This is a genomic window from Nostoc sp. DedQUE04 (genome assembly GCF_034530995.1).
In the GTDB taxonomy this organism is placed as follows: domain Bacteria; phylum Cyanobacteriota; class Cyanobacteriia; order Cyanobacteriales; family Nostocaceae; genus Nostoc.
In genome coordinates, this window is the sequence record NZ_JAVRCA010000051.1 from 18942 (window position 1) to 30847 (window position 11906).

10 protein-coding genes are annotated in these 11906 nt (G+C 41.6%); 8 read left to right on the forward strand and 2 right to left on the reverse strand.

Going from position 1 to position 11906, the window contains the following annotated elements:
* Window positions 1–254 precede the first annotated feature (254 nt).
* From RM049_RS27630 to RM049_RS27645, 4 genes are all read left to right on the forward strand, one after another.
* Complete coding sequence (locus tag RM049_RS27630; protein ID WP_322684607.1) at window positions 255–842, forward strand: thylakoid membrane photosystem I accumulation factor; 588 nt, start codon at window positions 255–257, stop codon at window positions 840–842.
* A 170-nt stretch (window positions 843–1012) separates the two neighbouring features.
* A complete protein-coding gene (locus RM049_RS27635) occupies window positions 1013–1621 on the forward strand; it encodes a hypothetical protein (RefSeq protein ID WP_322674968.1) in 609 nt (202 codons plus the stop codon).
* Window positions 1622–1757: 136 nt separating this feature from the next.
* Window positions 1758–1940: a type II toxin-antitoxin system HicA family toxin gene (locus RM049_RS27640; RefSeq protein WP_322690208.1), complete on the forward strand. Its 183-nt coding sequence runs from the start codon at window positions 1758–1760 to the stop codon at window positions 1938–1940.
* Between the two features lie 11 nt (window positions 1941–1951).
* Complete coding sequence (locus tag RM049_RS27645; RefSeq protein ID WP_289796608.1) at window positions 1952–2176, forward strand: type II toxin-antitoxin system HicB family antitoxin; 225 nt, start codon at window positions 1952–1954, stop codon at window positions 2174–2176.
* Between the two features lie 139 nt (window positions 2177–2315).
* Here the strand turns inward: RM049_RS27645 and murD are convergent, their stop codons facing one another.
* Both murD and glyS read right to left on the reverse strand, forming a co-directional pair.
* The gene (gene murD / locus RM049_RS27650; protein ID WP_322706444.1) at window positions 2316–3809 is read right to left on the reverse strand and encodes a UDP-N-acetylmuramoyl-L-alanine--D-glutamate ligase; all 1494 of its coding nucleotides are present in this window, start codon (window positions 3807–3809) and stop codon (window positions 2316–2318) included.
* Between the two features lie 82 nt (window positions 3810–3891).
* Entirely contained in the window at window positions 3892–6042 is a 2151-nt protein-coding gene (gene glyS / locus RM049_RS27655; protein WP_322706445.1) for a glycine--tRNA ligase subunit beta, read from the reverse strand.
* Window positions 6043–6560: 518 nt separating this feature from the next.
* Between glyS and RM049_RS27660 the strand changes: the two genes are divergently transcribed.
* The 4 genes from RM049_RS27660 (at window position 6561) to RM049_RS27675 (ending at window position 11790) form a co-directional block, all read left to right on the forward strand.
* Window positions 6561–7139 (forward strand): PEP-CTERM sorting domain-containing protein, encoded by a 579-nt coding sequence (locus RM049_RS27660; RefSeq protein ID WP_322706446.1) that lies wholly within the window; start codon window positions 6561–6563, stop codon window positions 7137–7139.
* A 737-nt stretch (window positions 7140–7876) separates the two neighbouring features.
* On the forward strand, window positions 7877–9166 hold the full coding sequence (locus RM049_RS27665) for a glycosyltransferase family 4 protein (protein ID WP_322674964.1): 1290 nt from the start codon (window positions 7877–7879) through the stop codon (window positions 9164–9166).
* Between the two features lie 190 nt (window positions 9167–9356).
* The gene (locus RM049_RS27670) at window positions 9357–9494 is read left to right on the forward strand and encodes a hypothetical protein (protein WP_322690204.1); all 138 of its coding nucleotides are present in this window, start codon (window positions 9357–9359) and stop codon (window positions 9492–9494) included.
* A gap of 670 nt (window positions 9495–10164) precedes the next feature.
* On the forward strand, window positions 10165–11790 hold the full coding sequence (locus tag RM049_RS27675) for an efflux RND transporter periplasmic adaptor subunit (RefSeq protein ID WP_322690203.1): 1626 nt from the start codon (window positions 10165–10167) through the stop codon (window positions 11788–11790).
* The last annotated feature ends 116 nt before the right edge of the window (window positions 11791–11906 follow it).

An 11906-nucleotide genomic window follows, 5' to 3' on the forward strand; every position in this document is an offset into this window, starting at 1 on the left:
TCCGTTCATCCACCTTGGAACTGGATTCATCCACCTCTGAACTCCGTTCATCCACCTTGGAACTGGATTCATCCACCTCTGAACTCCGTTCATCCACTTCGGAACTCCGTTCAACTCCATCATCCACTTACGAGAGATAATCTCAGTAGGCGTTATCTTAAAAAAATAGTGCGCGGGCGTAATTGCATATCTAGCCCTGTTTGCCAAATTAAGCACAAACTCACAACAAGTAGTAGCTCGCAAGGTTCCTTTTGATGAATAGCACAAAGTTTCTTTTTTTACATAAACAAATTACTGGCTGGCAAAGGTGGTTGTCCAAATGCCTGTTGTTGCTTGTAAGTCTTTTCATTATAAGTATGCAACCTGCATCTGCTGGTCTGAATAATGATTTATATGATGGCAACATCTTTGTCGTTTATGCTGGCAATGGTTCATTGGTTCCTCCCAGACAGACACTAGCACAGACTTTAGCGGAACATAAACCCGTATTTTTGGCTTTTTATCTGGATGATAGTAGCGATTCCAAAAGATATGCCATTTCCATTTCACGGGTACAGGAATTCTACGGTCGGGTAGCAGAGATTATGCCGATTAATGTAGATACTATCCCGCAGAAAGAGACCTACGACCCAACTGAACCAGGATATTACTATGCTGGAAGCGTTCCTCAAGTAGTGGTGTTAAATAAGTCAGGTGAAGTAGTTTTGAATAAAAAGGGTCAAGTACCTTTTGAAGATATAGACGATGAATTTCGTAAAATCTTTGATTTATTACCACGCACTGAAACAGCACAGCTAAAGCGGCGAGCTTTTAACGAGTTTAGTAGTGAGTTAGCTAAGTAACCTATGGGGTAGACCAATTTGGTCTACCCTAATTTTTAGTTATATCTGTTACTACATTGCCGCCGATGTCAAAGCATAATGATTAGAAAGTTAATCTATAGTCTATAAGTCCGTAACAACTGACTAATGACTAATGACCAATGACCAATGACTAAATAGAGTGTATTCTGATGTCAAAGGTTTACACCACTCAGGAACTAATTCAAATTTTGGCAGCCGAACGCCAAGCTTGCCTGAAAGGAAAACGCTTAAAGTTAGAAATAAAAGTCTCTGGCAATCCTGTAATTGACCAGTTTATCAGAACTGATGGGTTGCAACAGTTTACTGCCTATCAAGATTTCAAAACTGCAATTCACGACTATCAGAGAGAAAATCGAGTTTCTGGTATTATTTGGCGGGAAATGACAGTTAAAGGAAAAAACTTGCATTATCCCGAAATAGATAGTGAGTTAATTGCCCTCAATGGTGACTTAGAGATATTAAAAGCCGCTAAAAATTCCATCGTAGAATTTTGGTATGAAGTCTCTATGGGCATGGATTTATATTTGAGTTTCAATAATAGTAAACAATACCAACAAATTGTCACCTCTGATGTAGAGAGAATTGTTCAGAGAACAGAGTGGGCAAGTTTGTGCAAGTGGGAAAATTCTAGCTTTTTGGAAATGATTTTGCAGCTAGGATGGGGTAAACCAGAAGAAGCTTATTATAAACGAGGAAGACCGCGATCGGGTAGTGAATATATTCATGCAGTCAATCCCGGAAATCGCCCTATTGGTTGATTGATGTGTTGGGTAGGAATACTAAAACCCATGACAAAATGACGGACAGAATTGCGACATAATTGTGTTTACTTTGCTTTCTCAATAAGGCACTCTATCTGTAACAGAAATTTTACCTGTACAGATAAGTAGTAACATGAAAGTACGTGATGTAATCAAGCGACTGGAAGCTGATGGTTGGTATCTTGATAGAACTAAAGGTAGTCATCGACAGTTCAAACATCCTGATAAACCCGGTGTGGTTACAGTTCCAGGTAAATTGTCTGACGACTTAGCCCCTGGTACTCTCAGTAGTATTTGGAGGCAAGCACAGTTATAAGGAGAACCGCAATGCAGTATGTAGTGGTGATTGAAAAGGCTGAAGGTAATTACTCTGCTTATGTCCCTGATTTACCAGGTTGTGTCGCTGTGGGTGAAACTTTAGAAGAAGTCAAGCAGATGATTGCAGAAGCTATTGAATTTCATATTGAAGGGATGCTAGAAGATGGTTTACCTATTCCTAAACCTACAAGCATCGCTCATGAGGTTGAAGTTGCAAACTATAGCAAAATATAATTGTAGAAAACTACTAAATTAGTACCAAATAATCTTTCTAATATTTTGTCAAATTAGTTTTGAGAGTTTGTAGTAAGGACTTTAGTGCTTAGAAAACAAGGACTAAAGTCCTTACTACGAACTTGTAAACAAACAATGCTTATCGACCTTGAACTATGGACTCTTGACTAGAGTTTTCAAGTTCTGGAAGTTCTACTCTAGCGGGTTTCCAACCACCTGCCCAAGCAAGGCATAGATGACGGAAGCGATCGCCCCGCACCTCAAAATTTGGGTACTGGTCAAAACTCGCACAAGCCGGAGATAGCAATACTACAGGCGCTTGATACTGCTTGGCTAATTCTGCCGACTTGGGAATTGCCCTTTCCATAGTTTCCACAATATGGTATGTATGATACCCCACCTCTCGGAGACGTTTGGCAAATGCGGATGCAGCAGAGCCAATTAATAACACAGCAGCAGCTTTAGTTTGAATTTGTGCTAGCCAAGCAGTATCATCACCTGCTTTAGCTTCTCCACCAGCAATTAAAATTGCTGGACTGTTAACAGATGCTAAACCTACTTCAGCCGCATCATAGTTGGTGGCTTTGCTGTCGTTAATGAAATCAATACCTTCCCATGTGCAGATATGCTCCAAACGATGGGCAACACCAGGAAATTCCCGAACTGCAAGTGCGATCGCATCACGATTAATTCCCGCTAATCTTGCTGTTGCTACTGCCATCAACAGATTTTGCTGGTTATGTTCTCCCACCATTCGCAAACTAGATACTTTCACAATTGGTTCTGGTGCAGAGGTTGCAGTCAATTTTTCTACAACCCAGCCGTCTTCAATGTAAAAGCCTTTTTCGCTAATCAGAAAATCTTTTCCTCTCACACTTGTCCAATAGGCATCAGGCCAAGCACTTAAACCTAGCTGACTCAAGTAGGCATCATCGCCATTGAACACTTGCAACTCGGACTGACGCAATAGCTTGGCTTTGATATTGTAATAGTTCTCTAAAGTCTTATGACGACTAAGATGATCCGGTGTAAAAGTCGTCCAAACACCGATCCGGGGAGCAAGAGAACTCGAAGACTCTATTTGATAGCTGCTAACTTCCGCAATCACCCAATCGAGTGAGGAGTTATCAAACTTTTCTCCTGCTCCCCCTGCTCCCTGCTCCCTGCTCCCTGCTCCCTGAGATAGGGCAACTTCACAAGCGGCGTAGCCAATATTACCGCAGGCGGGTGCATTTAATTCTGCTGCTTGGAAAATGGCAGCAATTAAAGCTGTGGTAGTAGTTTTGCCATTAGTGCCAGTAATTCCTACCCAAGGTAGCGATTGTAAATTTCGCCAGGCGAGTTCCATTTCGCCAATGGTTTCAATACCTAATTGGCGTGCCTCAACTAATACGGGAATATCCCAAGGCACGCCAGGACTAACGACTATTAATTGCGGTAAATTAGCACCATTCAATTCTAGGGATTGTCCTAGTTTAACGGTTATTTGCTCGGCAGCGAGTTCTTGTTGTTGTTCTAGGAGGGTTTCGGAGGTGTTGCGATCGCTCAGCTCTACCTCCCAACCTTCCCGTTTCAACAATCTCGCCGCAGCAACACCGGACTTTCCCAATCCAATAACATGAGCTTTGGACATAGATTGCAGCAGAGTCCCTGGTTAAGCACTCCCTATAGTAGCCTTTCTTGGCAAAAATTACACAAGTTTTTGTTGACCTACGCTACAGATTTTTGACGATCGCACCGAAGTCAGCTAAAACACGGGCATGATTGCGAACTAATCCGAGCAGATGTAACCGATTACGCTTGATTTCTGGATCGGAGTCCATAACTAAAACGCTATCTGGCCCATCAAAGAAGTTACTAACTGCTGGAGCAATTTTTGTGAGTGCTGCTACTAATAGTTGATAATTTCGTGTCTGCTGTGCTGCTTGAGTTTGTGGTACTGATTCGATTAGTGCATTATACAAAGCGTCTTCAGAGGGCTTTTGGAATAATTCTTGACGAACTACGGTTGTTGGTTCTAGCTGTTTTGTATCCAAATCACCTTGAGCGGCTAATCGTGTGGAACGGTTAACGGTTTCGTAGATGTTATCTAAGGTACTGTCGTTGCGGATTTGTTGTAAGTACAAGGCGCGATCGCGGACATCCAATAAATCTTTTAACGTTCGTTCTGTGTATTCTGGATCGTTTTCTCCCAAAACTGCATTTACTAAGTCGTAATCAATCTGTTTTTCTTCTTGTAATAAAGTGCGGATGCGTTGCAAGAAAAACTCTTGTAATGCTGTGGTTAATAATGCCTGGTCTTTATGATATTTTGCTGCAAAGTCCGTGGCTATTTGTGCCAATAAATTATCTAAATTTATCGGTAAATTATCAAACCAAACAATTTTAACTACAGCATTAGCCGCACGGCGCAAGGCGAAGGGATCGGATGAACCGGAAGGAATTAAACCTAAACCAAAGATACTCACTAAAGTATCTAATCTATCTGCCAAACCAACAATTTTACCTGTGAGTGTTTCAGGTAAAACATCACCGGCTCCCTTTGGCAAATAATGCTGATAAATTGCCTTTGCTACTTCCGTATCTTCACCACTAGCTAAGGCATATTTTTCTCCCATAATGCCTTGTAATTCGGGAAATTCATACACCATTTGTGTCACCAAATCTGCTTTACATAATAAAGCAGCACGTTGGATTCTTTGGCTTTGACTTTCCGCTAATTCTAATTGGCTGCTAATTTGCTCGGCGATTTTAACTATTCTATCTACCTTGGCACGCACCGAACCCAATTCTTCTTGGAAAGTGACTTTTTCCAATTGGGGTAAAAAGCTTTCTATTGGCTTAGTTAAATCAGCTTCGTAGAAAAATCTGCCATCAGCTAATCTGGCACGAATTACCCTTTCATTCCCTACAGCAACAATATCTGATTTCTTGGGATCGCCGTTAGAAATGGTGATGAAGTTGGGCAATAATTCTTGCTCAAAACTCCCTGGTTTGAATACAGGAAAATAACGTTGATGAGTAACCATGACTTCCGTAATTACCTCAGTTGGTAATTCCAAAAATTCTGGTTCAAATTTACCAACAACTGCGGAAGGATATTCTACAAGGTTGGTTACTTCCGCTAACAAATCGGGGTAAATTACTGTATACCCGCCTAAATTCTCTGCAACTGCATTTACTTGCTCTTTAATCAGATTTACCCGTTCTTCTGGGTCAACGGTGACAAATGCAGACTTGAGGGCGGTAACATAATCAGTAGCCTGGGCAATTGTCACAGGTTCGGGATGCAAAACCCGATGACCTTGAGAAATGCGATCGCTCTGAATTGTTTTAGAACCATTTACTAATTCTAAAGGCAATACCGTCTCATCTAACAAAGCTACCAGCCAACGAATTGGTCGGGAAAACCTGGCATCCCCATTCCCCCAACGCATCAACCGCTTACCCTCTAAACCCCAAATCCACTGGGGAACAAGTTCTGTCAAAATTTCCGCCACAGGACGACCGGAAATTCTTTTTTGCACAAATACAAATTCCCCTTTGTCAGTGGGGCGAACAGACAGCGCATCTAGTTCCACACCTTGCTTTTTGGCAAAGCCTGCTGCTGCTGCTGTTGGCTGACCATCTTTAAAGGCGGCTTGGGCGGGGGGCCCTTTAATTTCTTCTTCTCGGTCTGGTTGCTGCGATGGTAGACCTGTAATCAATACCGCCAGCCGCCGGGGAGTACCGTACACCTGGACATCGCCCTTGAGGCTGTTTGCTTCCAGGCTTTGGGGAATGCGTTCCTGCCATTGCACTAAAGCATCACTGAGAAAACTTGCAGGTAGTTCTTCTGTACCAACTTCTAATAGAAACCCAGGCATATAACACTGTTTTCAACTTTGCGTAGCTCAACTTTATCAGTTATTCTCAGGCGATCGCTCGTGATTTTTAGCTGAATCGGTCATCGAAGAGAATAAAGGGAAAACCCCATAGTTAACAATTCTAAATTCAACCAACATTAAAGATATTTTGTCTGCGGCACGCTATGCAAATAGACGAGGATTTTAACCCTTACTGTTAGAAGATCCCCCAGACTAACTGGGCTACGTAAAAACGCAGGGATTTCAAACCCTTTAATTTCGATAAATGAGGAATGGAAGTTAAGCTACGGTAGATTGCATAGAAAGAAGCGTAGACGCAGAGGGGTTTGTCGTCAGACATCACTACAGAATTGACATTTTATGCAAAACTTTATAAAACAAGTGCTTCTCTTCATAGATTCATTACATTACATACCGTATTTTATGCGGTATTTACGGACATATATTTTTATCGTAAGCTTAGTGTTGATTGATGCACTGATATATGCATCATGAGAATCAATTTTGGAGTTATGACCATGAAAAATATTCTCGCCCAAATTACTGCGATCGCAGTAACCAGTGTTGCGATCGCTACTAGTGCTAACAACCCAGCCCAAGCTATTGAATTAAACTTTAATTGGCAAGGTAATGCTGGTTACTCAGCAACAGGTTCATTTAGCTACGACGAAACTACAGCACCAACAATCATTTCAGAACTTGGTAGTGGAGCCACCAACTTTTTACAATCCTTGAATGTCTCCTTCTTAGACCCATCTAAAAATCTTCTGGGAACCTATAATACCGTTAGTGGTGGAGTATCAGAATCTAATTTCTTCGCTTTCAATTTTAATACTTCCACTCAGACATTATTTGGCCCCTTTGATGTCGCCGGAGGAACGGGTGTAATTGGAGAATATTTCTTTCAAGGAACGGTTGGCGACTCTTTGCAATTACGTCAGGATGTCGATCAACAAGGAACGTCAACAACACTAGATCAAAATTCTGGCTCTATTCAAGTATCCAAAGTTCCAGAGCCTGCTTCTTTGTTGGGTTTGCTAGCATTTGCTGGTTTGGGTATAGCTTCAACTCTAAAGAAAAAGCAAGCCTTTTACTAGAAATTAGGGCTTTCTAGTCAGAGCTTGCCAAATTTACTGAATCTCTATTCTAGCCCTACTAGTTCAGTTAACTAGTAGGGTTATCATATAACCTCATTAAAAATATGAGTGAAATTAATTTTACTTTTACCTCAGCATTTATTACTCAGCACTCAACACTGTTTTAATCAGCGCCTTTGAACTACTCAAAAAGTGGGATTCTCCTCAATTAATACAATACTGGTGACTTGGTTAAAAATACTTCATGTGCCAGTTGAAAAGGCGGAATGAGGGTTATATGCATAACAGTGGATATAATGTTACAATTCCTCCAGTGTAAATTTAGGCATTGATTCGTAAATAAAGAGACCAACTCTTGTCATAATCATCAGAAAATAAAGTCTATATTTATCAATAATCTCACCTGTTTATACAAAGTCATATTTTGATTTTTAAGTGTTTTATGCCTGACACAAATTATCTTTTGAAAACTATAAAAAAATTATAAGCAATGTTTAACACCTTTTTTTTAATTAAACAATTTAACCAGTCAAAATACAGCATTTGTAAATAAATGAGGTAAGAAAAAACAGAGATAAAAACCAGATATAAACAGTTTCTACCTCTGCTTCCTGCCTCTAAACCTATAGCTTTATGCAAAATAAAACGTTGTAAGCAATAAAAATAGCAGCCCCTACTGGCTATTAATAAGTAATTTGCTCGTCTCATGCTGTATTCACAAAATTCACAAATAGTTCATGCATATTCTGATTTATTCCTACAACTATCATCCAGAGCCAATTGGAATTGCTCCGTTAATGACTGAATTGGCAGAAGGGTTAGTAAAGCGAGGTCATAAAGTGCGAGTAATTACGGGAATGCCCAACTATCCTCAGCGCGAAATTTACGATGGGTATCAAAATAAATGGTATCTTACGGAACAAAAAAATGGCGTCACAATTGCGCGAAGTTACGTGCGAATTAAGTCTAAACCTAACCTCGTAGATCGCCTGTTACTGGAGTTGAGCTTTGTTTTCACAAGCTTACCCCAAGCCTTTAAAGGTGGGCGACCAGATGTGATTATCTTAACAGTTCCGCCGCTACTAGGTACGTTGCCAGCAACAACATTGGGCTGGTTATACAACTGCCCAGTAGTTCTAAATGTGCAAGATATTTTACCAGAAGCTGCTGTGCGTATTGGGCTATTAAAAAACAAGTGGATGATCCGAACTCTTGCTGCTTTAGAGAAATTTGCATATCGGACTGCACACACTATTAGTGTGATCGCTGATGGGTTTCGTGAGAATTTAGTAAATAAGGGAGTACCTGTTAATAAAATCGTTTGTATTCCCAATTGGGTAAATGTAAATTTCATTCGCCCGTTACCGAAACAGAGCAACTCTTGGATATCTAACCACCAATTAGATGGGAAATTTGTAGTACTTTATTCAGGCAACATTGCTCTAACGCAAGGTTTAGAGACAGTAATCGAAGCAGCCGTTTGTTTACGTCATATCAAGGATATTGTCTTTGTCATTGTTGGCGAATCAAGAGCATTGCAAAGATTGCAGGAATATTGTTTATCAAAGGGAGCAGATAATGTTTTGCTACTACCATTACAGCCGCGAGAAAAACTACCTGAAATGCTAGCGGCTTCTGATGTTGGGCTAATTGTGCAAAAGCACAATGTGATTTCGTTCAATATGCCTTCAAAAATACCACTTTTGTTGGCGAGTGGTCGCCCAATTGTGGGTTCAGTTCCCGCCACTGGTACTGCTGCTAAAGCCATCGAACTCAGTGGTGGTGGGATAGTTGTTGAACCAGAATCGCCCCAAGCAATGGCTGCTGCGGTGCGTAATTTATATGCTAATCCGGCTCTAATGACGAAGCTAGGTAACACAGGAAGACAATTTGCCGAAGAAAACTATTCCTTAGAGCAAGCGCTCGATCGGTATGAGTGGCTTTTTTCTCATATTGTTACCAACCGAAAATCAACTGTGGGGATTTTACCAAAATTCGATTCTAAGAAATCAGTTGTGGATGGTTGAAGGGGATTGAGGATTTCTCACTCGTTAGCTACACAAATAAAACCCCGATTGGAATAAATTAAATCACCCGAATGGGTGATTTAAAGATCAACCGGTCAGGTGAACTAACTGTAGGAAGTTGAGACTGCTCAAAAATAGGAATCTAGAGAACACTAATTGATTGCACGTCGTTCTCAGTGAGGATAACTTGATGATTAATAAAGCTGAATTAATCAGCGTAGGCGTAGCCCGCCGTACCATAGGGGGAAGCAAGCTAGGCGTTGGCAAAGCCTCTCGTAAAGAAGTGTCTTCTAGAGAAGGCATCGCCCCAGACTTTTTTCTTCCCTAAGATCAGTATTCAGTACTACTCAAGAGGGATAAACTCATCTATAAATAATACTAATCTCGTTTGCTATGTGGTTATAATGCAAGCAAGCGCTTGCAAACACTCATAGAAAACATTACCATCAAGTACGGCACAAACTTATGCACCCTTGATCTAATCAGCAACTAAGGTATTTGCAACGACAGGTTTAATCACAGCGACAACGCGAGAAATTACTCGTGTTGCTGCGGTCAATGAGGTAACTTTATTTCGTCATTTACATAACTACAAAAGCAACTACTAACTTGCTCTAATTACCAAAACGATGCCTTCTCTACGAGACGCACTCGCGAACGGCGGGCTACGCCTACGCTTTACAGGCAGGAGCTTTAGCTGCAACAACATCAACCGTGCTTTAGCTTAGAGAGAAAGCACTGTGTTTATACTGAGTAACAAAAAACTATAAATTACACTTTAAGAAATTGAACGGAGTTAAGTAATGTACAAATCAACCATAATGTGCTGAACAAAATTCCTTGATTTTAGGTGCTAGACATAGTGAGCGATCGCCCAAATACCAAAACATATTTTTCACCAACCTAGAGAAAAAAGGGCTAAAAAACTATTCAAAATAATGCTTTTTTAGCGAAAAGTAGATTGCCCAAGTCTAAATCCACAAGACGAGAAAACGAAGATGTCCCATTCTGAGTTCCCTGACTCTCCCTTACCCATTGAAATAGAACAGCCTGCTGTTACTGATTCTAGTCAAGAGTCGCAACAATTGCCAGAGCGATCGCCTAAACCACCTCAAAAACGGCGTTGGCCGCTACTATTAGGAATCGTTTTATTAATTGCAGGTGTAGGTTTTGGTTGGCGCTGGTGGCAAACTAGTAATGCTAGCAATGCACCTGCGGCTGGGGCAAATGCCGGTCAACCTAGAGCAGTTCCAGTCAAGCTAGCGACAGTGAAAACTGAAACCGTTCAAGACAGTTCGGAGTTTATTGGCTCCTTAGAAGCTCCACGTTCAGTAATCATCAAGCCACAGGTTGAAGGGCGAATTACCGAGATTTTCATCCAAGAGGGCAACCGCGTTCAACAAGGACAAGTCATTATCAGTCTGCAAAGTGATAATGTCCAAGCTCAATTATTACAAGCTAGAGGCACACTGCAAGAAGCCCAAGCAAAGCTTGCTGAACTTCAAGCGGGTACGCGACAAGAAGAAATTGCCCAAGCCAGAGCGCAGTTAGCTCAAGCCCAAGCTCGCTTTAGAGATGCTCAATCGGGATCGCAACCAGAAGAAATTGCTCAGGCTGAGGCTCAAATTCAGTCAGCTAAATCTGATGTGGAACTAGCACAGTCACGCGCCAAACGATATGCACAATTGAGAAAAGAGGGCGCAGTTTCCCAAGATACCTTAGAAGGATATGTCAAAGAACAGCAAAGTGCTGAAGCTGCTCTGGTCGTAGCCCAGAAACGCCTAGACCAACTCCGCCAAAGCAGAAGATCGAGTATCAACGAGCTAGGTGGTGCTTTGGAACAACAAAAACAAAACTTAAGGCAACTAGAAAATGGTTCCCGCCCAGAAGAAATTGCCCAAGCGCGATCGCAAGTAACTCAAGCAGCTGCCCAAGTTCAAGCGGCCCAAGTCCAATTGCAATACACAAAAGTTCTAGCACCTTTCACTGGCATTGTTGGTGATATTCCAGCAAAAGTGGGAGATTATGTGCAAAAAGCCGATCAACTCACTACACTAACTAGAAACGACTCTTTAGAACTGAATATTTCCGTTCCCGTAGCCGAAGCCAGAAAGTTGCGCTTGGGTTTACCTGTGCAAATGCTGGATGTCCAAGACAAACCCATAGCAAGGGGTAAGATCAGTTTTATCTCCCCAAATGCTAGTTCCGATTCGCAGACAGTTTTGGTAAAAGCCAACTTTGGCAATTCGAGAAATCGACTGCTTAATCTTCAATCAGTGCAAACCAAAGTGATCTGGAACGAACGTCCGGGAATCTTAATTCCAGTTACAGCAGTATCTCGCTTGGGTGGAGAGACTTTTGTATTTGTAGCTGAAGCGCCAACAGAAAAGAACGCTGAACCAACAGAAAAAAAAGCTGAAGCACCAGCAGAAAAGAAAGCTGGAGCGCCATCTTTAGTTGCTCAACAAAAACCTGTGAAATTGGGAGTTATTGAGGGGAATAATTATCAAGTTATCGAAGGACTAAAAGCTGGAGACAAAATTGTTGTTTCCGGTATTCTCAACCTAACTAATGGCGCTCCCATTACTCCTGAAAAAGAAGAAGTTGGTAGCCAGAAGCCTTAGCTGAAGAGGGACAGGGGACAGGGGGCAGGGGAGCAGGGGAGCAGGGGAGCAGGGGGCAGAGGAGCGGGGAGATGAGGGAGATGAGGGGACAAGGAGATAAACAAAACTCTTAACTC

Coding starts and splice junctions, on each gene's coding strand:
- murD (WP_322706444.1), bottom strand. CDS start 3,809: ATGTCCAAAGCTCATGTTATTGGATTGGGAAAGTCCGGTGTTGCTGCG.
- RM049_RS27665 (WP_322674964.1), top strand. CDS start 7,877: ATGCATATTCTGATTTATTCCTACAACTATCATCCAGAGCCAATTGGA.
- RM049_RS27670 (WP_322690204.1), top strand. CDS start 9,357: ATGATTAATAAAGCTGAATTAATCAGCGTAGGCGTAGCCCGCCGTACC.
- RM049_RS27675 (WP_322690203.1), top strand. CDS start 10,165: ATGTCCCATTCTGAGTTCCCTGACTCTCCCTTACCCATTGAAATAGAA.
- RM049_RS27635 (WP_322674968.1), top strand. CDS start 1,013: ATGTCAAAGGTTTACACCACTCAGGAACTAATTCAAATTTTGGCAGCC.
- glyS (WP_322706445.1), bottom strand. CDS start 6,042: ATGCCTGGGTTTCTATTAGAAGTTGGTACAGAAGAACTACCTGCAAGT.
- RM049_RS27645 (WP_289796608.1), top strand. CDS start 1,952: ATGCAGTATGTAGTGGTGATTGAAAAGGCTGAAGGTAATTACTCTGCT.
- RM049_RS27660 (WP_322706446.1), top strand. CDS start 6,561: ATGAAAAATATTCTCGCCCAAATTACTGCGATCGCAGTAACCAGTGTT.
- RM049_RS27630 (WP_322684607.1), top strand. CDS start 255: ATGAATAGCACAAAGTTTCTTTTTTTACATAAACAAATTACTGGCTGG.
- RM049_RS27640 (WP_322690208.1), top strand. CDS start 1,758: ATGAAAGTACGTGATGTAATCAAGCGACTGGAAGCTGATGGTTGGTAT.